At 67.4% G+C, this 23,032-nt stretch carries 19 protein-coding genes and 1 pseudogene; 10 read left to right on the top strand and 10 right to left on the bottom strand.

The window, feature by feature from the left end:
- Positions 1-50 precede the first annotated feature (50 nt).
- Both N4G66_RS20945 and N4G66_RS20940 read right to left on the bottom strand, forming a co-directional pair.
- Positions 51-728 carry a class F sortase gene (locus N4G66_RS20945; RefSeq protein ID WP_391858847.1) on the bottom strand — a complete coding sequence of 226 codons (678 nt, stop codon included), beginning with the start codon at positions 726-728 and terminating at the stop codon, positions 51-53.
- 473 nt (positions 729-1,201) lie between these two features.
- Positions 1,202-1,693: a sortase gene (locus tag N4G66_RS20940; protein ID WP_261705673.1), complete on the bottom strand. Its 492-nt coding sequence runs from the start codon at positions 1,691-1,693 to the stop codon at positions 1,202-1,204.
- Between the two features lie 894 nt (positions 1,694-2,587).
- Between N4G66_RS20940 and N4G66_RS20935 the strand changes: the two genes are divergently transcribed.
- Together N4G66_RS20935 and N4G66_RS20930 are read left to right on the top strand one after the other, a co-directional pair.
- Positions 2,588-6,862 carry a discoidin domain-containing protein gene (locus N4G66_RS20935; RefSeq protein ID WP_261705672.1) on the top strand — a complete coding sequence of 1,425 codons (4,275 nt, stop codon included), beginning with the start codon at positions 2,588-2,590 and terminating at the stop codon, positions 6,860-6,862.
- Positions 6,863-7,324: 462 nt separating this feature from the next.
- Positions 7,325-8,368 (top strand): hypothetical protein, encoded by a 1,044-nt coding sequence (locus tag N4G66_RS20930; protein ID WP_261705671.1) that lies wholly within the window; start codon positions 7,325-7,327, stop codon positions 8,366-8,368.
- Between the two features lie 228 nt (positions 8,369-8,596).
- On the opposite strand, the gene N4G66_RS20925 is transcribed toward N4G66_RS20930, so the two are convergent.
- The 3 genes and pseudogenes from N4G66_RS20925 to mmsA form a co-directional block, all read right to left on the bottom strand.
- Positions 8,597-9,784 carry a substrate-binding domain-containing protein gene (locus tag N4G66_RS20925; RefSeq protein WP_261705670.1) on the bottom strand — a complete coding sequence of 396 codons (1,188 nt, stop codon included), beginning with the start codon at positions 9,782-9,784 and terminating at the stop codon, positions 8,597-8,599.
- 121 nt (positions 9,785-9,905) lie between these two features.
- Positions 9,906-11,207 carry a multiple monosaccharide ABC transporter permease gene (gene mmsB / locus N4G66_RS20920; RefSeq protein WP_261705669.1) on the bottom strand — a complete coding sequence of 434 codons (1,302 nt, stop codon included), beginning with the start codon at positions 11,205-11,207 and terminating at the stop codon, positions 9,906-9,908.
- Positions 11,204-12,685 (bottom strand): annotated as a pseudogene (mmsA, locus tag N4G66_RS20915) (multiple monosaccharide ABC transporter ATP-binding protein); the annotation flags it as partial. The pseudogene mmsA and the gene mmsB, both read right to left, overlap by 4 nt.
- A 281-nt stretch (positions 12,686-12,966) precedes the next feature.
- Here mmsA and N4G66_RS20910 point away from each other — a divergent pair.
- Positions 12,967-14,235: an ROK family transcriptional regulator gene (locus tag N4G66_RS20910; protein WP_261705667.1), complete on the top strand. Its 1,269-nt coding sequence runs from the start codon at positions 12,967-12,969 to the stop codon at positions 14,233-14,235.
- A gap of 86 nt (positions 14,236-14,321) precedes the next feature.
- Here N4G66_RS20910 and N4G66_RS20905 read toward each other — a convergent pair whose 3' ends face one another.
- The 3 genes from N4G66_RS20905 to N4G66_RS20895 all read right to left on the bottom strand — a co-directional run bounded on the left by N4G66_RS20905 (position 14,322) and on the right by N4G66_RS20895 (position 18,237).
- On the bottom strand, positions 14,322-16,052 hold the full coding sequence (locus N4G66_RS20905; RefSeq protein WP_261705666.1) for a RecQ family ATP-dependent DNA helicase: 1,731 nt from the start codon (positions 16,050-16,052) through the stop codon (positions 14,322-14,324).
- A gap of 481 nt (positions 16,053-16,533) precedes the next feature.
- Positions 16,534-17,373 (bottom strand): RNA polymerase sigma factor SigF, encoded by an 840-nt coding sequence (locus tag N4G66_RS20900; RefSeq protein ID WP_261705665.1) that lies wholly within the window; start codon positions 17,371-17,373, stop codon positions 16,534-16,536.
- A 408-nt stretch (positions 17,374-17,781) separates the two neighbouring features.
- Positions 17,782-18,237 (bottom strand): ATP-binding protein, encoded by a 456-nt coding sequence (locus N4G66_RS20895; protein WP_261705664.1) that lies wholly within the window; start codon positions 18,235-18,237, stop codon positions 17,782-17,784.
- On the opposite strand from N4G66_RS20895, the gene N4G66_RS46230 reads away from it, so the two are divergent.
- Positions 18,225-18,671 carry an HAD family hydrolase gene (locus N4G66_RS46230; protein WP_449343315.1) on the top strand — a complete coding sequence of 149 codons (447 nt, stop codon included), beginning with the start codon at positions 18,225-18,227 and terminating at the stop codon, positions 18,669-18,671. The two genes, N4G66_RS20895 and N4G66_RS46230, sit on opposite strands and share 13 nt — an antisense overlap.
- On the opposite strand, the gene N4G66_RS20885 is transcribed toward N4G66_RS46230, so the two are convergent.
- Both N4G66_RS20885 and N4G66_RS20880 read right to left on the bottom strand, forming a co-directional pair.
- Positions 18,650-19,000: a PRC-barrel domain-containing protein gene (locus N4G66_RS20885; RefSeq protein WP_261705663.1), complete on the bottom strand. Its 351-nt coding sequence runs from the start codon at positions 18,998-19,000 to the stop codon at positions 18,650-18,652. The two genes, N4G66_RS46230 and N4G66_RS20885, sit on opposite strands and share 22 nt — an antisense overlap.
- 246 nt (positions 19,001-19,246) lie before the next feature.
- The gene (locus N4G66_RS20880) at positions 19,247-19,417 is read right to left on the bottom strand and encodes a hydrophobic protein (RefSeq protein WP_261705662.1); all 171 of its coding nucleotides are present in this window, start codon (positions 19,415-19,417) and stop codon (positions 19,247-19,249) included.
- Between the two features lie 185 nt (positions 19,418-19,602).
- On the opposite strand from N4G66_RS20880, the gene N4G66_RS20875 reads away from it, so the two are divergent.
- The 6 genes from N4G66_RS20875 to N4G66_RS20850 all read left to right on the top strand — a co-directional run bounded on the left by N4G66_RS20875 (position 19,603) and on the right by N4G66_RS20850 (position 22,945).
- Positions 19,603-19,779: a CsbD family protein gene (locus N4G66_RS20875; RefSeq protein ID WP_261705661.1), complete on the top strand. Its 177-nt coding sequence runs from the start codon at positions 19,603-19,605 to the stop codon at positions 19,777-19,779.
- A 373-nt stretch (positions 19,780-20,152) separates the two neighbouring features.
- A complete protein-coding gene (locus N4G66_RS20870) occupies positions 20,153-20,473 on the top strand; it encodes a gas vesicle protein GvpO (protein ID WP_261705660.1) in 321 nt (106 codons plus the stop codon).
- Between the two features lie 40 nt (positions 20,474-20,513).
- Positions 20,514-20,981, top strand: a complete 468-nt coding sequence (gene gvpJ / locus N4G66_RS20865) for a gas vesicle protein GvpJ (protein WP_261705659.1) — start codon at positions 20,514-20,516, stop codon at positions 20,979-20,981.
- Positions 20,982-20,984: 3 nt separating this feature from the next.
- Positions 20,985-21,734, top strand: coding sequence for a GvpL/GvpF family gas vesicle protein (locus N4G66_RS20860; protein WP_261705658.1), 750 nt, complete (start codon positions 20,985-20,987; stop codon positions 21,732-21,734).
- A 1-nt stretch (position 21,735) separates the two neighbouring features.
- Complete coding sequence (locus N4G66_RS20855) at positions 21,736-21,990, top strand: gas vesicle protein GvpG (protein WP_261705657.1); 255 nt, start codon at positions 21,736-21,738, stop codon at positions 21,988-21,990.
- A gap of 7 nt (positions 21,991-21,997) precedes the next feature.
- The gene (locus N4G66_RS20850) at positions 21,998-22,945 is read left to right on the top strand and encodes a histone protein (protein WP_261705765.1); all 948 of its coding nucleotides are present in this window, start codon (positions 21,998-22,000) and stop codon (positions 22,943-22,945) included.
- Positions 22,946-23,032: the final 87 nt, after the last annotated feature.

Raw genomic sequence — 23,032 nt, 5'->3', positions numbered from 1 at the left:
GCACACCGTTCCGAGTGAGCCCCGGCACCCGCCGGGGCTCACGTATTTGGTCAACGCGGTCCACCGAGTGTGGTCTGACCTGCCACGGAGTGACCTTTCGTCCGCTGGACCGCGGTGAGGGTCGCGTACACCACGACGTTGCCGCGATATCCGCTGCCCCCGGCTTGGCCGCCGCACGTGATCACTCGTAGTTCGGGACGGCCGGAGCTGCCGTAGACCTTTTCGCTGGGGAATCTGTCCTTTTCGTAGACCTCCACGGCGTCGACGGTGAAGACCGCTGTACGCCCGTCCGCCCGGCTGATCTCGATGGTTTCACCCTTGGTGAGGGCGCCGAGTCTGTAGAAAACGCCGCGGCTTCCGGCGCGTGTGTCCACATGCCCCGTGGTTACGGCCGTGCCTGGCGAACCCGGTGCCGTGCCCCCGCCGTACCAGCCGGCAAGACCGGGCTCGTCCTCGGGCGGAGGCTGCAGTGCCCCCGCCCTGTCGAGGCCCAGCCTTGCCAGGGGCGCGTTCACATCGATGGCGGGGATACGCAGCCGGACGGGTCGTGCGGGGTGCAGCGGCCGGACGGAGGGGTGGGCCCGCGAGGCGGCAGGCCCCGCCGGCGGGGTGGAGAAGGCCTGGTCGGCCGAAGGCTGCGGGGGGCGCCTGTCGACCATCGTGCCGAGCACCAGCAGACTGCCCGCCACCAGTGCCAGGACCAGATACGTGACCGGTGGGACGAACATGCGCGGGGGCGCGTCGGTCTTGTCCCGGGATTCCTTCACCGGGTTCCTCCGAGGATGCCTCGGCCTTCAGACCGGGGTGGGGGTACCTCCCGCTTGCGGGGGAGAATCGGACTCCTGCGGAGCAGGGCAGGAAACGGGATTTCGCCCGAAGGGCGAAACACCGTCCACCTGAGTGGGTAAAGTACACGCCGTGCGGTGCGAGAACCAAGCGCGCACACCGTGCTGATCGAGAGCCAAGACAGCACCTGCACCTCCAAGCTCTGCTGTATCAAACGGGCTGGTTTCAACCCGGCTGGTGCTGATCGCGGAAGACCTGCCGGGTCGCTGACCCACAGGCAGCGTGAGCCAGGAATCCCCCTGCTTCAGTTGGGGGAGGATTCAAAGTTGAGCCTCTTGCCTGGAGCCGGGTGGGATTCGTTCCGGCGGTCCTGGGGACGGGTGCGGCGCTGGACCGGGGTGGTCGGAGCGGGAGGTCAGAACCGGGCGCCGTGCGAGCGGCGGCGCATCCTGATCAGGGCCCCGGCCGCGGCCGCGGTGATCAGCGCACCGCCGACGGCGACCTGTGTGTCGGTGTCCTCGGTGTCTCCGAAGCCGGCCTGGATGGCGCCGTTCGGTTGCCGTTCGGCGATCTCGTACGTATCCGTGAGCTTGATGCGTGGCGGGCACTTCACGGTGATGGTGTCGGTGCCGGACGCCCCCGCTGCCGGGATCTGGAACTCTCCCCTGAGCACTCCCTTGCGGTTGCCCTCGAAAAGATGGAACTGACCCCCCGCCACCGACTCGCCCTTGCCGTAAGTCACGTCCGGGCCGCAGGCCGTGGTGGTGACCGTGACCGTGGAGCCCGGCGAGGCATTGCCCGGGTCGATGCGGAGCTGCGGGTCACCGGCGGCCCAAGCGGCCGGACTCTGCAGAACCAGGACTCCGAAGAGCAGGCCGACACCGACGCCAACGTGTTTGTTTCGCAAGGGAATCCTCCGGCATAGCAGTGGCCGACCTGTCCGCCCGGCGCTCCTGTGGTCTTCACCGACGAGAGAACCGACGTTCCGTCAGCTCCGCAACAGGAGGCATCGGCACGGTGTCACCCGGGCAGACGTAGCGACCGCCCTTGCGGGAACGTCTGCGCAGGCCGCCGAAGCGGATCCGCCGCGGCGGAGGTGTGGCCGCAGGAGGCGGATGGGCTAACGCCGTTCGTCCCCGAACGGGCCTGGGAGCGTACGGCCGTATGTGGAGGCACGACAGGGGACCCGCTCAACGGCCCGCCGAGGACGAAGGCCGACGGCGGGGGGAGCGGTGGCCAGAGGGCGCCGGATGCGCCAGTGCCATGCATGGAAGCGCAAGAATTTGCATTGCTTGCGTTCGCTTGCATTGGGGGGGTGCAAGGCCTGCATCGGGGTATGCGGGCGGTGGCGCCGGGTGATGCCGACGCGGGCGGCGCCTGCCTCTCAACGGGCGGTGCGAGGCTTTCGGTAGGCAGCGTAAGGAGATTGACCCCGGAGAGGGGGCGCTCCGGGGGTGCTCCGCCGACTCGCTTTGGCGTTGTCGGCCTCGCGCATGGATCGGTTCATCGGTATGCCGACTTTGTGCGCTATGCCATCGGCGTTGAGACGCGGGTGTTGATGGTGAAACTTGTGGAGTCCTGGCCGTAGACGCACTCGCAGTGCTCTGCAATATTGCGATGAAACAATGCAAGAACCTGCGCATAGATCTCTTTCGAGGATCGCGCATGTCTGTACAGCCAGCTGTTCTTGTCGTTCAGCCCGTTCAGCCCGTTCTGTCGTACCGCGCCACCGCTCTGCCCAGGAACGAGCCGACCTCGCCGCCCCTCCGGCGCGCGAACCTTCGCAGGGAGTGAACCCCGTATGACTCCACACAAGCCGAGATCCTGGAGACGCCGCGCAGCGACCGCCGCGCTCGCCTCCGCCGTCATGGTTCTGGGCCTGCCCGCCGTCGGCGCCCACGCCGCCGTCGGTCCCGACGCAGTCGCGGACGCCGCCACCAAGGCCGGCAGCGTCCGCGGCGCACACACGGCAGCCAATGTCACCGACGGCGACGCCGACACCTATTGGCAGGCCGGAAAGAAGTCGGCCCAGTGGGTCCAGACCGACCTCGGGCGGACCAAGCGCGTCCGCCAGGTCGTGCTGCGACTGCCCGAACGCTGGCAGACCCGCACGCAGACGCTGGCCCTTCAGGGCAGCGCCGACGGAAAGAGCTTCGCCACGCTCAAGTCGTCGGCGCAGTACGTCTTCAGCCCCGGCAACGGCAACACGGTGAAGGTCTCCTTCCCCGCGACCCTCGCGCGGTACGTACGGGCCGACTTCAGCGGCAACTCGGTGGCCGCCACGGCCCAGCTCGCCGAGATGCAGGTTCTCACGGCCGCCGCCTCGACCCCCAACCTCGCCCTGGGCAAGCCCTTCACCGAGAGCGGGCACGCCGATGTGTACGGCGCGGCCAACGCCGGCGACGGCAACCGGGCCACCTACTGGGAGAGCACGAACAACGCCTTCCCGCAGTGGCTCCAGGTCGACCTCGGATCGTCGGTCAAGGTGAACCAGGTGGCGCTGCGGCTGCCCAGCGGATGGCCGAGCCGCAGCCAGACGCTGAAGGTCCAGGGCTCGACCGACAACCAGAACTTCACGGACCTGACGGCCTCGAAGGCGTACACCTTCGACAGCGGCGACGACCAGTCGGCGACCATCGCCCTTGACACCACCACGACGCGGTACGTGCGGGCACTGTTCACCGCCAACACCGGCTGGCCCGCCGGACAGGCTTCCGAGCTGGAGGTCTACGGACCGGCCACCGGCGACACCCAGGCGCCCACCGCGCCGTCGAACCTGGCGTTCACCGAACCGGCCACCGGGCAGATCAAGCTGACCTGGAACGCGGCGAGCGACGACACGGCCGTTACCGGCTACGACATCTACGCCAACGGCCAACTGCGGGCGAGCGTCGACGGGAACGTCCTGACCTACACCGACACGCAGCCGGCCGGCAGCGACATCACGTACTTCGTGCGGGCCAAGGACGCGGCGGGCAACGTCTCCTCCAACAGCAACAGCGTCACCCGCCAGGGATCGGGCGGGGACACCCAGGCCCCCACGGCGCCCGGCAACCTCGCCTACACGCAGTCCGGCAGCGACGTGAAGCTCACCTGGCAGGCGTCGAGCGACAACGTCAAGGTCACCGGCTACGACGTCTACGCGGGCGGCCAGCTCGTCAAGTCCGTAGCGGGTGACGTCACGACGTACACCGACACCCCGTCGGCGACGGCCACCGTCACCTACTACGTGAAGGCGAAGGACGCCGCGGGGAACGTGTCGGTGGCGAGCAACAGCGTCACCCGGACCGGTTCGACCGGTTCGGGCACCAACCTCGCCGAGGGCAAGCCCATCGAGGCGTCCTCCTACACCTTCACCTACGTGGCCGCCAACGCCAACGACGGCCAGATCGGAACCTATTGGGAGAGCGCGGGCGGCGCCTACCCGGCCACCCTCACGACCAAGCTGGGCGCCAACGCAGACCTCAGCCAGGTCGTCGTCAAGCTCAACCCGGACGCCGCCTGGTCGACCCGTACCCAGAACATCCAGGTGCTCGGCCGCGATCAGGACGCGACGGCCTTCACCAGTCTCGTAGCGGCGAAGGACTACACGTTCAACCCGTCGAGCGGCAACACCGTGACCATTCCGGTCTCCGGATCCGCTGCGGACATCCAGCTCAAGTTCACGTCCAACTCCGGTGCCCCGGGCGGGCAGGTGGCCGAGTTCCAGGTGATCGGCACCCCGGCGGCCAACCCCGACCTCAAGGTCACCGGGATCACCAACACACCCGCCGCCCCGGTCGAGTCGGACGCCATCAGCCTGACGGCGACGGTCACCAACAGTGGAACCAAGGCGTCCAAGGCCACCGACCTCAACTTCACCCTCGGCGGCACCAAGGCCGCCACGGCCGACGTCCCGGCCCTCGCGGCCGGTGAGACGCAGACCGTCACCGCGAGCATCGGGGCCCGGGACGCGGGCAGTTACCCGGTCGGTGCCGAGGTGGACCCGTCGAACAAGGTGATCGAGCAGAACGAGGGAAACAACACCTTCACCCGCTCCGACGCCCTCGTCGTCAAGGCCGTCTCCAGCTCAGACCTCCTGGCCGCACCGGTCTCCTGGACCCCCTCCAGTGCGTCGGCGGGCGACGAGGTCAGGTTCACCGTCGCGATCAAGAACCAGGGCACGGTGGCCTCCGGCTCGGGTACTCACGCTGTCACCCTCACGATCCAGGACTCCAAGGGTGCCACCATCAAGACGCTCAGCGGCTCCTACGACGGTGCCATCGCCGTGGGCCAGACGACCGCCCCGGTCTCTCTCGGCTCGTGGACGGCCGTCAACGGCAAGTACACCGTCAAGACGGTCATCGCCGACGACACCAACGAACTGCCGGTCAAGCGGACCAACAACACCACCACGCAGGCCCTGTTCGTCGGCCGGGGCGCCGACATGCCGTACGACATGTACGAGGCCGAGGACGGGACCCTCGGCGGCGGAGCCAAGGTCGTCGGACCGAACCGGACCATCGGCGACATCGCCGGTGAGGCGAGCGGCCGCAAGGCGGTGACCCTGGGCGGGACCGGTCAGTACGTCGAATGGACCACCCGCGCCGCGACCAACACCCTGGTGACCCGCTTCTCCATCCCGGACGGCACCGACACGACGCTCGACGTGTACGTGGACGGCCAGTTCCTCAAGGCGATCGACCTCACCTCCAAGTACGCCTGGCTCTACGGCAACGAGACCGCGCCCGGCAACTCGCCCGGCTCCGGGGCCCCGCGCCACATCTACGACGAGGCCAGCCTGCTGCTCGGCAAGACCGTCCCGGCCGGATCCAGGATCCGGCTCCAGAAGGACGCGGCCAACTCCTCCACCTACGCCATCGACTTCATCAACACCGAGCAGGCGACGGCGGTCGCCAACCCGGACCCGGCCGCGTACGCGGTCCCGACCGGATTCACCCACCAGGACGTGCAGAACGCCCTGGACAAGGTCCGTATGGACACCACTGGCAAACTCGTCGGTGTCTACCTGCCTGCCGGTGACTACGACACCTCAAGCAAGTTCCAGGTCTACGGCAAGGCGGTCAAGGTCGTCGGAGCGGGCTCTTGGTTCACCCGCTTCCACGCACCCTCCTCGCAGGAGAACACGGACATCGGCTTCCGCGCCGACTCCACGGCCAACGGCTCGACGTTCGCCGGGTTCACCTACCTCGGCAACTACACCTCCCGCATCGACGGCCCGGGCAAAGTGTTCGACTTCTCCAACGTCGCGAACATCACCATCGACAACATCTGGGTCGAGCACATGGTCTGCCTCTACTGGGGCGCCAACACCGACAACATGACCATCAAGAACGCCCGCATCCGTGACACCTTCGCCGACGGCATCAACATGACGAACGGCTCCACGGACAACCACGTCGTCAACAACGACGCGCGTGCCACGGGCGACGACAGCTTCGCCCTCTTCTCGGCGATCGACGCCGGCGGCGCCGACGAGAAGAACAACCTCTACGAGAACCTGACGTCGACGCTCACCTGGAGAGCGGCCGGTATCGCCGTCTACGGCGGCTACAACAACACGTTCCGCAACATCCGCGTCGCCGACACCCTGGTCTACTCCGGCATCACGATCTCCTCGCTGGACTTCGGCTACCCGATGAACGGCTTCGGGACCGATCCGACGACGATCGAGAACGTCTCCCTGGACAGAACGGGCGGCCACTTCTGGGGCTCGCAGGTCTTCCCCGCCATCTGGGCGTTCTCGGCCTCCAAGGTCTTCCAGGGCATCCGGGTCAACGACGTCGACATCGACGACTCCACCTACGGAGGAGTGATGTTCCAGACCAACTACGTAGGCGGACAACCGCAGTTCCCGGTGAAGGACACGATCTTCACCGACATCTCCATCACCAACTCCAAGAAGAGCGGAGACGCCTTCGACGCCAAGTCGGGATTCGGTATCTGGGCCAACGAGTTGCCGGAGCCCGGTCAGGGCCCTGCTGTCGGCGAAGCCACCTTCCGCAACCTGCGGATGAGCGGCAACGCCGCGGACATCCGCAACACGACCAGCACCTTCAAGATCAATATCGAGTAGGACCCGGACGGCACGGGCACTGAACGGTACGGGGCCGCCCTCCGCGAGGGCGGCCCCGCTCTGCCGTGCCCGCTCTGCCGTGCCCGGTGGTCGCCCGGTTCCGACCGCCGACATCCGCCGCTGAACACAGTGGCCGCACTGCACTTTGGTCATGGCCGGCATACAGAGCATCCGGCCTGGTTGGCGCTGTGCTCCTGCGAAGTCCGGGCGGAGTCCGGCCGGTTGCCGGCCGGACTGCGACAGCTGAAAACTCAGGTCGGTGGCCGCCGAAAATCTGTTGCCACCTCAGATTCGGAAAGTTGCGGTCCGGTTTCGAGATGTAACGGAAGTTGCCGCCGTGGTGAGGGGGGTCGATATCGTGACACGGCGATCATCTCGTGCGCGCGTCGCACAGGGCGGTCGCCGAAAGAACACAAGAAACGGGGATCCCTTGCTATGGCCCACTCGACCCGCTCTGCTCACATGGCCCGTGCCACGCGCATCGGCGCGTTCGCCGCGGCCGTCCTTGCAGCCGCCGCCTCCTTGACCGGATGCTCCACCACCGACACGGATTCCAAGGCGGACGCTCCGTCGGCCGAGAGGCCGTTGCTCACCAAGGCCGAGGCGAACAAGACGGTGGACGCCTATCAGAAGGTCAACAACCAGGCCAACGCCCAGCGTTCCGCCACTCTCATGGCGAAGGCGGAAGGTGACGCTGTCCTTGCGATGGACAAGGCGTACTTCACGCAGATACCAGCCCTCGACAAGAGCGACGTTGCGGACAACCTCGCTCCGTTCGTCTACGTCAACCGCACCTTCTACATCCCGCCCGCTTCCGCCAAGGCCGACTGGTTCCTGGTGCGCGCCCAAGGCGCGCAGCTCGCCCATGGCAAGCCGGGCAAACTGTGGTCGAAGGACATCAGGTTCATCGTGTTCAAGCGCTCTGGTGACGGCTGGCGGATGGTCGTTGCGCGCGACTTCGTAGGGCCTGACTTGGCCAAGGCGCCGCACATCGCCCTCGACCGAGCCGGATTGATGAAGATTGCCGCCCCCGGCACCAGGATCGGTGGGACGGCTCCCTCTCAGTTGCCGGAACTGGTCACCGATCTGTGGGTGACAGGCGGGCGCAGCACCCCGCTTGCCGACACCTCGGCCCGGCGTACCGGCAGGTCCTGGTACACCGAACGGGCCGACAACCTGGACGGGCATGCCTGGGTCGACTTCAAAAAGACCGCCCCCCACGCCGGGGACGTCTTCGCCGCGAAGACCACGGACGGTGGCGCCCTCGTGTTGTCAGACAGCGCCGTCGAGGAGACCTTCCTCGCCAAGGACCTGCACTCGTACATCAACCTCGGCGACTCGGACAAGCCGTTGGTCAAGCACAACCCGGACGCACACATGTACAAGGTCGTCCGCCACTACGTACAGACGGAGCTCGGAATCATCTCCGCACAGGGCGAACCCGCCGTCTACTCCATCAGCACCCAGGTGACCAAGGTGGACGCCACACCGACATCTGACGTCTAGAGCGGATGCCCTCTGAAAGGCCCGGCGACCCGTTCGCCCCGCCGCGGTCCGCGGCGGGGCGAACGGGCGGGAGGGCTGTGCGTCACCTCGTGCGCGCGGCCCTCCCGACGGCCCTCCCGATACCGGCAGCGGTATCGGGCATCACTCCTTGAGGAATGCGAACCGCCGTCGCCCGCCCCGGAGACATCCCGGGACGGGCGACGGCGGTGATCGGTGTTTCCTGCGGTGCTACTTCGTGAGCGGCGAGAGCTTGGGGTCGTTGGCGTAGGCCTCGGCCGCGTTCTTCTTCGTCACGATGACGGGCGGGAGGAGGTAGGACGGGACGACCTTGGAGCCGTTGTCGTACGACTTGGTGTCGTTGATGGTCGGCTTGTCGCCCTTCTGCAGGGACTTGACCATGTTGATGGTCTCGGCGACGAGCTTGCGGGTGTCCTTGTTGATGGTCGAGTACTGCTGACCGGCCATGATCGACTTGACCGACTCGACCTCGGAGTCCTGGCCGGTGACGACCGGGACCGGCTTGCCGGCGCCCTTCACCGAGGTGAGGATCGCGCGGGCCAGGGTGTCGTTCGGGGACAGGACACCGTCGAGGGTCTTCTTGCCGCCGTAGGCGGAGGTCAGCAGCGAGTCCATGCGCTGCTGGGCGTTCTCGGCCTTCCAGCCCTGGGTCGCGGTCTGCTTGATGTCGGTCTGCTTGGAGCCGACAACGATGTCGCCCTTGTCGATGAGAGGCTTGAGCACCTCCATCGCTCCGTCGAAGAACACCTTCGAGTTGTTGTCGTCCGGCGAGCCGGAGAACAGTTCGATCGTCCACGGGCCCTTGGGCTTCTTGGCCTTCATGCCGTCGACGAGGGCCTGGCCCTGGAGCTGGCCGACCTTGAAGTTGTCGTAGGCGATGTAGTAGTCGACGTCCTTGGTGTTGGTGATCAGACGGTCGTAGGCGATGACGGTGGCGCCGGCCTCCTTGGCCTGCGAGACCTGGGTGGAGAGCTGCGAGGCGTCGGTCGCGCCGATCACGATGACCTTCGCGCCCTTGGTGACCATGGAGGAGATCTGCGCCTGCTGGTCGGCGACGGTGGTCGAGGCGCCCGCGTACTGGACGTCGCCCTTGAAGCCCGCCTCCTTCAGACCGTTGGTGAACAGGTCGCCGGCGAGCACCCAGTTCTCCGAGGTCTTGGCCGGGAGGGCGACGCCGATCAGGGCGTCCTTCCCGAAGCCCTTGCCGTCGGTGCTGGCGGTGGAACCCTCACGTTCGTTGGAGCAGGCCGTACCCAGGGTGAGCAGGGCAGCTGCGCCGACGGCGGCGATGCTTCTGATGACGAGTGAGCGCATGGTGGAGTCGAACCCTTCGTGTGGTGCTGGTTGCCGGAGTTGTGCTGCGCCGTCGAGCGCGGCAGTGGCGGTGCGGTGGGACACCGCCGGACCGTGTGCCCATGGCTGGTCGTACTGGTGTGGGGGACCGGGCACCCGGTTGTCAGGAGACCGGGTGCCCGGTCGTCGGGGGAGGTGGAGTGATCGCGGCCGGAGGCTGCGGGCGTCAGCCCGCGACCTTGGCCTTGTCGGTGTCGGAGGCCGGGGACGGCGGCGTCTTCGGTGTGGACGGATCGTCGTCCCGCCGGAACGGACGCATCAGCGCCCCGAGGATCGAGAAGCGTCCCTGGCTCTTGTTGTAGACGTCGAAGGCGACGGCGAGGAGCAGGACGAGCCCCTTGATCATCTGGACCAGGTCCGAGCCGACACCCTCCAGCTGGAGGCCGTTGTTGAGCAGGGCCATCACCAGACCGCCGACGATCGAGCCGCTGACGGTGCCGAGGCCGCCGGAGACCGCCGCGCCGCCGATGAACACCGCGGCGATGGCGTCCAGTTCCCAGCTCAGACCGTCCTGGGGGCCGGAGGCCGCGGACCGTGCCACGAAGATCATGCCTGCCAGCGCGGCCAGCACCGACATGTTCATCATGACGAAGAAGTTGACCCGCTTGAGCTTCACACCCGACAGTTCGGCCGCTCGCGCGTTGCCGCCGACGGCATAGATGTGCCGGCCGCCGATGGTGTTGCGCGTGTAGTACGAGTACGCGAGGACCAGGACGATCAGGATGATGCCGGAGATCGGCAGGCTGGTGCCGATCCGGCCACCGGCGAAGCGGAGCGTCGCGAAGATGATGACACCGAGCATGACGGCCAGCCGGACGCCCATGACCCACAGCGGCGCCACGTCGGCCTTCATCTCACGGCGGGTCTGGCGCGCCTTCCACTCACGCCACACCATGCCCGCGCAGGCGGCCGCCCCGAGCAGCAGCGTCAGGTTGTTGTAACCGGTGTCCGGACCCACCTCGGGAAGGAAGCCGGCGCCGATCTTGCGGAAGCCCTCGGGTACCGGAACCGTGTCGGCGTTGCCGATGTACTGGTTGCCGCCGCGGAACAGCAGCATCCCGGCGAGGGTCACGATGAAGGCCGGTATGCCGATGTAGGCGACCCAGAAGCCCTGCCACGCGCCGATCGCCGCGCCGACCAGCAGGCCGAGCAGGATGCCGAGCGGCCAGGGGAGCGAGTACTCCTGCATCGCCTTGGCGACGACGATGCCGGTGAACGCGGCGACGGAGCCGACCGACAGGTCGATGTGCCCGGCGACGATCACCATCAGCATCCCGATGGCCAGGATCAGGATGTACGAGTACTGGCTGGCGACCGCGATGAGGTTGCCGGAGGTGAGCGTCAGCCCGTCGGTCCAGATCTGGAACAGCAGGACGATCGCCACCAGGGTGGAGATCATGCCGAACTGGCGGGCGTTGGAGGTCGTGCCTCCGAAGAGGTTCTTCTGCAGGTCAGTTATACGGCTCATGGAGTCGGGCTCTTCTTGGTAGCGGTCATCTGCTTCATCAGGAGTTCCGGGTCGGCGTCGTCACGCGCCACATCGCCGGTGATGGTGCCCTCGAACACCGTGTAGATGCGGTCGCACAGGCCGATCAGCTCGGGCAGCTCGGAGGAGATGACGACGACCCCCTTGCCCTGGGCGACGAGCCGCTGGATGATCCCGTAGATCTCGAACTTGGCGCCCACGTCGATGCCGCGGGTCGGCTCGTCGAGGATCAGCAGGTCGGGGTCGGTGAACATCCACTTCGCCAGGACGACCTTCTGCTGGTTGCCGCCCGAGAGCTTGACGACACCCTCGTCGACGCCGGGGGTCTTGATCCTCAGGCTCTGGCGGTACTCCTCGGCGATCCGGTTCTCGCGCACCGGGTCGATGACGCTGCGCCGGGCGATCTTCGACAGCTTGGCGGCCACCATCGAGGTCTTGATGTCGTCCAGCAGGTTCAGGCCGATCGACTTGCGGTCCTCGCTGACGTAGGCCAGCCCGTGGCCGATGGCGTCCGCCACCGTCTTCAGCTGGATCTCCTCGCCGTCCTTGAAGATGCGCCCGGACAGCCAGGTGCCGTAGGAGCGGCCGAAGAGGCTCATCGCGAGTTCGGTTCGGCCGGCGCCCATGAGGCCCGCGAAGCCCACGATCTCGCCGCGGCGGACGTGGAACGTCGAGCCCTTGCACACGAGCCGTTCGTCCGAGGTCGGGTGCCGCACCGTCCAGTCGCGGACCTCGAAGAAGACCTCGCCGATGTCGGGTGTGCGGTCGGGGAAGCGGCTGTCGAGTGCCCGGCCGACCATGCCCCGCACGATGCGGTCCTCGTTGACGCCGTCGGCCTGGACGTCGAGGCTCTCGATGGTGCGGCCGTCACGCAGGATCGTGATGGTGTCGGCGATCGCCTCGATCTCGTTCAGCTTGTGGGAAATGATGATCGAGGTGATGCCCCGCTCGCGGAAGCCGCGCAGCAGGTCGAGCAGGTGCTGGGAGTCGTCCTCGTTCAGGGCCGCGGTCGGCTCGTCGAGGATCAGCAGCTTCACGTCCTTCGCGAACGCCTTGGCGATCTCGACGAGCTGCTGCTTGCCGACGCCGATGTCCTTGATCAGGGTGTCGGGGTCCTCACGGAGCCCGACCTGTTCCATCAGCTCCAGGGCTCGGCGCTGGGCCGTCTTCCAGTCGATCGAGCCGCGTCGGCGCGGCTCGTTGCCGAGGAAGAGGTTCTCGGTGATCGACATGCCCGGCACCAGGGCCAGTTCCTGGTGGATGATCACGATGCCGGCCTGTTCGCTGGCCCGGATGTCGTGGAACCGGACCTGCTCACCCCGGTAGACGATGTCCCCGGTGTAGCTGCCGTACGGGTGGACGCCGCTCAGCACCTTCATGAGCGTGGACTTGCCGGCGCCGTTCTCGCCGCAGATCGCGTGGATCTCGCCTTCCCGCACGACGAGGCTGACGTCGGCGAGCGCGGTGACGCCGGGGAACGTCTTGGTGATCGACCCCATCTCCAGCAGGGTCGGGGCGGTGGCGGTCATGAGCGGTGCTCCCCACCGCCGGGAACGCGCCGAGGCGTCTTCGGGCCGAGCCGCCCGCGGCATTCCATGGACATCAACTTGCCTCCGGTGGCACAGGTCCGTGCCCTCGCGTCCGGGATGTTTCATCTGCGGCCGGACACTAAATCCATTTGTTTTACTAAGTCAATGGGCAGGGGAAGATATGTTGTCGGGGCATCGAGAGAGGACCGTGCGTGCGGCAGGCAGGAACGAACCTTCCCAAGGTCGGGCGATACAACCGGGCAGTCGTCCTGGACCAGATCCAGCTCGCCGACGGCGTCAGCCGTGTCGAGATCGCCCAGTACACCGGTCTGACCCCGCAGACCGTCTCGGGCATCGTGCGCCGGCTCATCGAGGAGGGCATCATCCGGGAGGACGGCGAGAGCAAGGGAGCAGCCGGAGGGAAACCTCGCACCACCCTGAGGGTGAACGCCGACGCGGGCTGCGCCGTCGGCCTCCACTTCGACCCGGTGGAGCTGAGCTGCACCGTGGTCGACCTGCTCGGCCGGCCCCTGGTCGTCAAGAAGCGCCCGGCTCGCCACGTCACCGATCCGGCCGAGGTCGTGAAGGACATGGCCGAACTGGTCGCCGACGTGCTGGCCGAGACGGGTGTCGACCGCGACAAGGTCCTGGGGATCGGTCTCGCCACTCCCGGACCGATCGACATCGAACACGGCGTGATCGTCGGCGCGCCGCAACTCGCCAACTGGACCCGGGTGCCGGTTCAGCACATGCTCAGCGAGACGACCGGCCTGCCGGTGACCCTCGACAACGACGCCACCGCCGCCGCGATCGGCGAGCGCTGGTCGGGAGCCGGCAGGGGAGTGGCGGACTTCGCCTACTTCTTCTTCGGCACCGGTATCGGCGGCGGTCTCATCCTCAACCACCAGGTGTACCGCGGTGGTTCACGCAACGCGGGCGAGTTCGGGCACTCCTCGGTGCTGCCCGACGGTCCGGAGTGCTACTGCGGCAACCGGGGCTGCCTGGAGCGACTCGTCAACCCCACGGCGATCGTTGCCGAGGTGCACCGCAGGCTCGCGGCAGGATCGCACCCGGACAGTGCGCTGGCGCGGGCGTTCGCCGAGGACCCCGACGCGATCAACCACGCCGCCATCCGGGTGGCCGCGGCGGCCGGTGACCCGGTCGCCGCGGCGGTCATCGACGAGACCGCGGAGTACGTGGCCTCGGTCGCGGTCGACATCGCGAACTTCCTCGACGTCGACCTGATCATTCTCGGCGGCCACGGCATCCAGCACGTCGAGTCCCGCTACGTCGCGGTCGTCGCCGCCGCACTGAGGAGCCGCCCGCTGTCCCGTCACATCCGGGTCGTGGAGGTCGAGGCGTCCCCGCTCGGCACGGACGCGGCGGTGGTGGGCAGCGCGGCGCTCGTCCTGCATGCCACGTATTCCCCGCAGTTGTCGGCCCTGGTGGGGACGGGGGTGACGCCTGGCGGTCAACCATGACCGTAGTCCGGCGTGGTCGCAGCGGCTCCGATTTTCGCGCCGGGCGGCACCGGCAGACCACGCGTGCCGACGACGCCGAGGGGATGTCAGCCCCTCGGCGCGGCGGACGACACCGGCGTCAGCAGGCCTCGCGCCCGGACGGCGGGGAGGGAGAGCGTGCGATAGCCCACGCTCTCGAACAGAACCGTGATCCTGTTCCCGTCCTCGCTCATCACCTCGCCCTCGCCCCACGTGCTGTGCCCCACCCGCATCCCGGGTGGGAAGGCGCCGTCGGCCGCCACGGGTTCCAGCGGGTCAGGGCCCGTACCGGACAGGACGTCCCCTGTCCGGACAGGGGCCTCCTTCGACTCCGCTGTACGGGTGCATATATCGCAACCCGCGCAGTCGCCTTCCGCCAGACTCTCACCGAAGTAGCCGAGCAAGTGGCGTCGGCGACAGCCGTTCGTCTCCGCGTAGCCCCGCATCATCTCCACCCGGGAACGCTCCAGATCGACACGGGCGGAAGCGATCCGCACCGCCTCGCGGACGCAGGCGTCCCGCCGCGCCCCGGGCACGGCCCGAACACCGCCACGCTTCTCCGCCGTCACGGCGCCCGCCTCCTCCAGCAGGTGCAGCATCGACGTCAGCGGCGTCTGGGACAGACCGGTGCGCTCGCGCAGACCGGTCGCCGTGACCGGTCCCCGGTGCTCGCGCACCGTGTCGATCAGACCGCCCAGTGCCTCCGGGTCGGGGTGAGATCCCGTCCGGAACCGCTGCACGCCGAGGTCCTCGGGCCGGTACGCGAGGATCGCCGTCGACGGCTTCCCGTCGCGGCCCGCCCGGCCGATCTCCTGGTAGTAGGTGTCGAGGGACCCCGGCACCGATGCGTGCAGCACGAAGCGGATGTCCGGCTTGTCGATGCCCATCCCGAACGCGGAGGTGGCGACGACCACGTCGAGTTCGCCGCCCCGGAAGCGATCGTGCGTCCGGGAGCGCTCGGCCGACGACAGCCCCGCGTGGTACGCGGCGCTGTCGAATCCGAGCGCCGACAGTTCCCGCGCGTACTCCTCGGCCTCCCGTCGCGTTCCCGCGTAGACGATGCCGGGTTTGGCCTCGGCCGCGGCGCGTTCCACCACCCATCGGCGCTTCCCCGTGTTCTCCCGGTGCCGTACGACCTCCAGCGTGATGTTGCGGCGGTCGAACCCCGCGACCACCTCGTGCGCCTCGTGCATCCCGAGCCGCTCCACGATGTCCGCCCGTACGGGAGCCGCCGCGCTGGCGGTGAGGGCGAGGAGCGGAGGCCGGCCGATGCGCTCGCGCACATGGCACAGGGACAGGTAGTCGGGCCGGAAGTCGTATCCCCACGAGGACACGCAATGCGCTTCGTCGACCACCATCAGTGCGGGAGCGGCCGCGGCGATCTGCTCCACCACCTCGTCCTTGGCGAGCTGCTCGGGCGAGACGAACAGAAAGTCCAGGCTGCCTTCGCGTACCCGCTCCCACACGGCTTCGTTGTCCCGTGCGCGCTGCGCGGAGTTGACGGCGGAGGCACCGGGTCCCTCGATACGGGAGAGATTGGCGACCTGGTCCCGCTGAAGCGCTATCAGGGGTGAGACCACCACGGTCGGCCCCTTCAGCAGCACACCCGGCACCTGGTACACGGCGGACTTCCCCGCACCCGTCGGCATCACCACGATGGTGTCGCGCCCCTCCATCACGGCTGTCATGGCGGCGAGTTGGGACGGGCGCAGGCTCTCCCAGCCGAACACCTCACGGGCGCAGCGGCGCAGGCGTCTCCTGAGTGACCTGGTCCTGAAGTATCCGACCTTGACGCGCATGGCACTCCTGACGCCGCTCTCCAGTGGGGTTCGGCGCTCGTGTACCCCCGACGGGACGAAAAACGGGCCGCTCGCGGGGAGTTGTCGTTCCGAGTCCTCGGCGTGCGACGGTACGGCGTTCTCCCGCGGCGCGGTCGGCATCAACGGGGCGGTGCTCTCCGGCGCCAGGGCCGACGTCCGCTCATGGACATGTTCCGTGGCGCGTGAGTACCAGCGCGGGCTCCGGTCCCATGTCGAGAAACCGGCACCAGTCAGGTCGGGCGGTCAGGCAGACGATCCGAGCGGCACGAGGCGGCCCGGAAGCCCACAGCCCATGGTGCGGTGCGGGCCTGGTGGTCCACGCCCGCGACGAACCACGGTCTATGCCGCTGCCGTGTGACCGTGTGTCGGCAATGGCCGAAAGACGGACCGGTGGCGACGCTCGACCATAAGGCCACCGGCGCGGGGACGAGCGCAGTGCCCAGTGTGCTGATGACCGTGCTCAGTTGGTGGTGAGCATGCCGGTCCGGAGTTTGGTGAGGGTGCGGTTGAGGAGGCGGGAGACGTGCATCTGGGAGACGCCGAGGTGTTCGCCGATCTGGGCCTGGGTGAGTTCGTCGACGAAGCGCATGTGGATGATGCGCCGTTCCCGGTCGTCGAGTTCGGCGATCAGCGGGGCGAGGGCGTTGAAGTCCTCGACGAGTTCAAGGGCGTTGTCGTCGGTGCCGATGAATTCGGCCAGCGAGGCTTCGCCGTCGGTGCCGGAGCTGATGGTGGCGTCGAGGGAGGAGGAGGTGTAGCCGTTGGAGGCGAGGCGTGCTTCGTTGACTTCCTCCTCGCTCAGGCACATCAGCTGGGAGAGCTCCTTGACGGTGGGGGTGCGGTCGAGCCGGCTGCGGAGCTCTTCGGTGGCTTTGGCGAGCTGGATGCGGGCTTCCTGCAGGCGCCGGGGGACGTGGACGGCCCACGAGGTGTCGCGGAAGAAGCGCTTGATCTCGCCGACGATGTACGGGACGGCGAAGGAGGTGAACTCGACTTCGCGGGTGAGCTCGAACCGGTCGATGGCCTTGATCAGTCCGATCGTTCCGACCTGGACGATGTCCTCCGTCTCGCCCTGACTGCGGCTGCGGAAACGCCCGGCCGCGAAACGTACAAGGGTGAGATTCATTTCGATGAGGGTGTTGCGCGCGTACTGGTACTCGGGCGTGCCCTCTTCCAGAACGGTGAGCTGGTCGAAGAACAGCCTGGACAACTGCCGGGCGTCCTTGGGCGTGACCCGTGACGGTTCTGCGATCTCCGGCAGCACGACCGTCTGCTCTGCTGTCGCCTCGGTCACTGTCATGTCGGGCCCCTCCCACATGGTCCAGCCCCGTGCAGTCGGCTGCGGGAGCCGACAACACAGCGTGTACCCGCTGCCTAGGACGGTACGCCACGCAATGTCGTGCAGGGAACGGTTGTTGCCGAAGCTCCAGTTCCGTGCGGACATAGGTGCACAGTTTCCCGGTGCGGGCCCCGTCGATGATCAGTTCCGACACGTGCCGGAGCTTGATGTTCGTCAGCTGGGAGACCTCGCGGAGAACATCCCATGACCTGGATCACCACGTCAGACCAGCGGGAACGAAGGGGAAGGCAGCCGACAGGCACCAGGGCTCCAGGGCGGCCGGCGTCCGCCGGTGCGAACGGGTGTGCTCTGGGCGGCGGAACGCGGTGGGCGCGTCTTTTGAACGGCTGGGGCGAAAACCCGGTTCGGTCATGCAGCGGCGGGAGCGAGGTCGATGTAGGCGATGATGCACTTCCCTGCGGGCGTCCGCTCCACGGCGACTGTGCGGGCGAGGGCGGTGACGATCTCGAGGCCGTGCTGGCCGAGGCGCCCCGGATCCGGGGCCTTGGCGGTCGGCAGGGCGGGGTTGCTGTCCCAGAGTTCGACCCGCAGCACGGGGCCCGCGATCCGCAGATGCAGGAGGGCCGGTCCTGGAGCGTGCTTGCGGGCGTTGGTGACCAGTTCGCTGACGATGAGCTGGACGATCTCCAACGTGGCCGTCGCCACCGCGATGCCGTAGGTGTCTCTCGCCTTCGTCAGGAAAGCGGCTGCGAGGTGGCGGGCCTGGGCGATGCGGGAGCTGTCGCTGTCCAAAACGAGCGAGGCCTGCAGCGGTAAGGCAGTGCCGGGCAGTCCATCATTGACGTCCCCAGATGATTCGTCCATTTCTGCCCGCTTCCGTTTCCCCCGACGGATACCCCTCCAGGTACCGCGCACGCCGGTCTGTTGTCCTGGCCGGCCGCGGCTGGGACATCGTCCTGGCGGCCTCGGCGAGCGGCACGGAACTCGCCGCGCTACGCTGTGCCATCGGCGCGGACGACGTCATCATCGGGGCGGCCGGCGCGGACGACGTGGACGACGGCAAACCCGCCCCCGCCCCCGTCGAGCAGGCCAGGCAGCTCGTCGGCGTACCGTGCGAGCGGGCGGTGTTCGGCGGTGACGCCGTACGGGACATGAAGGCCGCTGAACGGGACGACCTCGTAGGGTCCTTTGTGAGCACCGGTTGCCGTAGGAAACATGAGAAGTGGGGCCGCCCGGAGCGTCTCCGGGCGGCCCCACTTCTCATATGGCGCTGTGCTCAGGCGCGGCGGTTCTGGTAGTAGCCGCCGACCTGCTCGTGGTAACCGGCGTCGCCGACGTGCTTGTCCTTGTCGAACTCGGGTGAGTCCTTGATCTGGTCCTTGGTGAGGGCGACGTAGATCTTCCGCTCGGCCTGGTCGACCGTCTTCACGGTCCCGGCCGGCAGCAGAACATGCTTGCCGAAGATCCACACGCCGGTGTCGACGACGAGGTACGAAGAGCTGACGTCGTCCGAGTGCTTGTCGACCTTCCCGATACTGCCGTCGGTCGCCTCGACCTTGTACCCGGTCAGATCGGTGCCCGCGATGTGGCCGGTGGTCGGCTGGTAGCCCCAGATGCTGTCACTCATAAAACGGCTCCCTCATCGAAATTCTTCGTCACTCCACAGAAGAACCGCGGAGTCGTACAAGCGTCATCCAAATTCGGTGACGTTTCCTCGGAACGTCGGGTGCCCTGCATCCCGGATTCCACACACTCGCACTGAAGGAATACGTAATCCGTATTCACCCCCGTGTACCCGGGCAACAGAGCGCGGGTGGGTCCCGATGCCTGGGCATCGGGACCCACCCGGATCAGCGAGCTGTTCCGGACATGCCTACCAGCGGTACCAGCGGCCCCGCTTGCCGCCGCTTGCCGCGGGCCGGATCACGAAGCCGAGGGCCCATACGACCAGCACGATGACGGCGATCCACCACAGAGCCTTGAGTGCGAAACCGGCACCGAAGAGGATCAGGGCGAGCAGAAGAACAAGAAGAACAGGAACCATAGTTATCAACCTCCGAGCCCACGTGTGCCCGGCGGAACGATCTGCACTCCCACGGAACTCAGATATTTTTTCGGGGAACTCGGAGTGACGAAAGTGCCGTGAGTCGCCGTCCGGGTTTGAGGGCGCAATCAGGGGTCACACGGGAGATTGAAATATTTCTCAATGGAGACAGGGCGTGAGTCGTTGTGGCTGCGGACGAGAAGGCACAGGCCAAGGGCGAGCAGGCCAAGGGCAAGGTCAAGAAGGTTGTCGGCGGTGCAGTGGGCAACGAGTCCCTGAAGGCTGAGGGGCACGCCGAAGAGTCCAAGGGCGATCTGCGCTCGGCCAAGGAGAAGGCCAAGGACGCAATCAAGCCCAAGTAGTACCAGCGCGACCGATCCCGGCAGCTGCCTCCCATGTGGCTGCCGGGATCTGTGCTGTTCTGACAGCGACCGCCTGCCCTGTCCTGCCTCCGGCTTCTGCCGATCTCCTGGCGCAGGACCGCTGCCGCGCTTGAGCCGTGGCACCGAAGGTCCGCATGCGAGGGCGTGATCGCCGGGCGTCTGATTCCCCGGCGTCGGCCCGTTCCAACGACAGCGTTATGGGTCGGCACCTCGGCGAGTGTGACGCTCGCCCGATGCGGTCCGGCCCGCCGAGCAGGGACGTCGACACAGACGACCACGACGCTGCCGGGCACGAACGCTCGACTGGCCCACTCAAGATGCGTCGGACCGGATGCGCACCAGACTTGAATTCATGGCAGAAGAGCGTCGGCCGCGCGCCAGGAAATCCTCGACGACAAGTGCTCGCCGCGCACCGTCCGTGCGTGGAGCGGGAGATGCCGCGCGTGCTGCCTGCCGGAGTCTGGAAGGTCTGATCGGCCATCCCACGGAGGGTGTATCAGCGGTGGGGCGCGAGGACGACGGTTGGTGTGTCGTCGTGGACGTCCTCGAGCTGCCGCGGATCCCGGACACGACGAGCCTTCTCGCTTCGTATGAGGTGCGGCTCGACCAGGACGGCGAGCTCATGGAGTACCGCAGGGTCCGCCGCTATCGGCGGGGTTCCGCCGATGAGTGATCAGTGACTCAGGTTTGCCCGACTACCGGAAGGACGCCCCATGCCTGCGACCACCTACTCCGACGAGGTAGTGGCGTGCCCGCCGCGCGCCGGCACGTTGTACGACGTGCTCGAACTCATTCTTGACCGGGGCATGGTGATCGACGTGTTCGTCCGGGTGTCCCTGGTCGGCATCGAGATCCTCAAGATAGATGCGCGCATCGTGGTGGCGAGTGTCGACACGTATCTGCGGTTCGCGGAAGCGTGCAACCGGCTCGACCTGGAACGTGACTCCGGCAGCACCACCGTTCCCGAGCTGATCGGCGGTGGTGCCGCCAAGTCCATCGGTAAACGCAAGGTTCGCAGGGCCGCGGAAACTGTGGGGGACACGGTTCGCAAGGCGGTCGGCGGCGGTGACGACGACTCCGACGAGCCTGATGAGGACGAGGAAGAGCAGCAGGAACGGCCGAGGAAGCGGCGGGCTCCGGCCCGGGGCAGTAGCAGGCGACGACGACCCGTGGAGGCGTGAGCCGTGACCGGCGATGGTGTGTACGTCTACGCGGTCATCCGGGCGGGAGCGCCGCTGCCGGTGGACGCAACGGGTGTGGGCAGCCCGGCTGCCCAGCTGCGGCCGATCCGGCAGGGGCGGGTCGCCGCTGTTGTGAGCGAGGCTCCCCCCAAGCTCCGCGCCAGACGGCGCGATCTGCTCGCTCACCAGGATCTGCTGTTGCGTCTGTCGGAGCAGGGGTCGGTACTGCCGATGCGGTTCGGCATGGTCGCATCCGACGAGGATGCGGTGCGTGCCCAGTTGAAGTCCCGCGAGGCGGACCACGTGGCCGCACTGGAACACCTCTCCGGCGGGGTCGAGGTGAACGTCAAGGCGCTCCCGGCCAAGGACGCGCTGGCGAGCCTGCTGGCGGAGGACAAGAACGTCCGCCGGCTGCGGGACGAGGTGCGTCGACGGCCCGGATACGAAGCCACTTTGCGACTGGGCGAGGCCGTCTCGGCTGCTCTCGAGAGCAGGGCCGCCGAAGCCGGTCGGCGAGTTCTGCGCGAGCTCACGCCCAGGGCCCGTGCGGTGGCCGCGGGTCCCGAAGTCCAGGGATGCGTGCTCAATGCGTCGTTCCTCGTCAATCGCGACGACAGCGATGGCTTCCGAACCGTGGCAGAGCGATTCGGCCATACGAATCGCGACCGTGTGGAGCTGCGCCTTACGGGTCCGCTGCCCTGTTACAGCTTCGTCTCCGCCGAAGGAACTCCCGGCCGAGCCATTGGGGTCTGAGATGGGACTGATCACCGGCCTGCTCACCCTGCCCATCGCGCCGGTCCGCGGCGTTGTCTGGGTGGCGGAGAAGCTCAATGACGCCGCCGAGCGTGAGTTGCACGACCCGTGCGTGCTCCGTGCCCAACTGGCCCTGCTGAACCGGGAGCTCGAGGACGGAGACATCAGCCTGGAGGAGTTCGAACGGGAAGAGGAACGACTGCTCGACCGACTGCATGCTGCGCAGGCCTGTTCCACGCCGAACGATCGAAGGTGACGAGATCATGAAAGACACGGAAAAGGTGGCTCTCGCGGCTGCGGTAGTGGGCGGCTATGTGCTGGGCCGGACCAAGAAGGGCCGGATGGCCTTGTCCATTGCGACCTATCTGGCGGGTCGGCGATTCGGCCTTGAACCTCGCCAGCTCGCCGCCGAAGGGATGCGCAGACTGGGGGAGATCCCACAGGTCGCCGAGTTGCAGGAGCAGTTGCGAGGGGAAGTGCTGGAGGCGGGCCGCCAGGCACTGACCGCTGCCGCCGACCGGGGCATGGCCACGCTTGCCGGCACCCTCAGCGACCGTACGGCCCGCCTCCTGGAGCAGGCGGATGAGAGGGAGGAGGAGTACGGCCCGGAAGAGGAGGACGCGGAGTACGAGGAGGGGGAGGAAGAAGAGGAGGAAGAAGAGCCGGAGGCCGAGTACGACGAGGACCAGGCCGAGGAAGAGGAAGAGGAAGAGGAAGAGCCGGAGGGCGAATACGAGGAGGAAGAGGAAGAGGAAGAAGAAGAGGAGGAACCGGAAGAGGAGGAACCTGAAGAGGAACCGGAAGCGAGGCCGCGGAAGCGCCGCGGTCCGCGATCGGATCGGTCCCGCAAGGCACCCGCACCAGCGGCGCGCAAGAAGGCTGCTCCGGCCGGCGGGCAGAAGCCCCGGGCGGCCAAGAAGACTGCGCCGGCGAAGAAGACCACCCCCAGCAAGACTGCGGCCAAGAAGACGGCACCCAGCAAGAAGACCGCGGCCGGCAGGCCTGCCAAGAAGACGCCGGCGAAGAAGACCGCGGCGAAGAAGTCAGCTCCGGCCAAGAAGACGGCGTCGAAGAAGTCAGCTCCGGCCAAGAAGACGGCGTCGAAGAAGTCAGCTCCGGCCAAGAAGACTGCTCCGGCCAAGAAGACCGCGGCGAAAAAGACGACGTCTTCCAAGCGAGCAGCGTCCAAGCGCGCCGATCGTCGGAGGTAGGCAGCGATGACCAAGACGGAAAAGGACGAACCGGCAGAGGAAACGTCGGGCATGGACCAGCTTCGTGAAGAGCTGTCCAAGTTCTTG

Source organism: Streptomyces rhizosphaerihabitans (genome assembly GCF_025399795.1).
Classification (GTDB): domain Bacteria; phylum Actinomycetota; class Actinomycetes; order Streptomycetales; family Streptomycetaceae; genus Streptomyces; species Streptomyces rhizosphaerihabitans.
The sequence above is the reverse complement of the archived record's forward strand: the minus strand, read 5'-3'. Positions and strand labels throughout refer to the sequence as shown.

Bases quoted from the DNA above. Each gene is read 5' to 3' on its own strand.
- N4G66_RS20945 (WP_391858847.1), bottom strand. From the start codon at position 728: ATGTTCGTCCCACCGGTCACGTATCTGGTCCTGGCACTGGTGGCGGGC.
- N4G66_RS20880 (WP_261705662.1), bottom strand. From the start codon at position 19,417: ATGGTTCCTGTTCTTCTTGTTCTTCTGCTCGCCCTGATCCTCTTCGGT.
- N4G66_RS46230 (WP_449343315.1), top strand. From the start codon at position 18,225: ATGATTCGTCCATTTCTGCCCGCTTCCGTTTCCCCCGACGGATACCCC.
- N4G66_RS20855 (WP_261705657.1), top strand. From the start codon at position 21,736: ATGGGACTGATCACCGGCCTGCTCACCCTGCCCATCGCGCCGGTCCGC.
- N4G66_RS20905 (WP_261705666.1), bottom strand. From the start codon at position 16,052: ATGCGCGTCAAGGTCGGATACTTCAGGACCAGGTCACTCAGGAGACGC.
- N4G66_RS20935 (WP_261705672.1), top strand. From the start codon at position 2,588: ATGACTCCACACAAGCCGAGATCCTGGAGACGCCGCGCAGCGACCGCC.
- N4G66_RS20870 (WP_261705660.1), top strand. From the start codon at position 20,153: ATGGCAGAAGAGCGTCGGCCGCGCGCCAGGAAATCCTCGACGACAAGT.
- N4G66_RS20930 (WP_261705671.1), top strand. From the start codon at position 7,325: ATGGCCCGTGCCACGCGCATCGGCGCGTTCGCCGCGGCCGTCCTTGCA.
- N4G66_RS20885 (WP_261705663.1), bottom strand. From the start codon at position 19,000: ATGAGTGACAGCATCTGGGGCTACCAGCCGACCACCGGCCACATCGCG.
- gvpJ (WP_261705659.1), top strand. From the start codon at position 20,514: ATGCCTGCGACCACCTACTCCGACGAGGTAGTGGCGTGCCCGCCGCGC.
- mmsB (WP_261705669.1), bottom strand. From the start codon at position 11,207: ATGAGCCGTATAACTGACCTGCAGAAGAACCTCTTCGGAGGCACGACC.
- N4G66_RS20900 (WP_261705665.1), bottom strand. From the start codon at position 17,373: ATGACAGTGACCGAGGCGACAGCAGAGCAGACGGTCGTGCTGCCGGAG.
- N4G66_RS20895 (WP_261705664.1), bottom strand. From the start codon at position 18,237: ATGGACGAATCATCTGGGGACGTCAATGATGGACTGCCCGGCACTGCC.
- N4G66_RS20850 (WP_261705765.1), top strand. From the start codon at position 21,998: ATGAAAGACACGGAAAAGGTGGCTCTCGCGGCTGCGGTAGTGGGCGGC.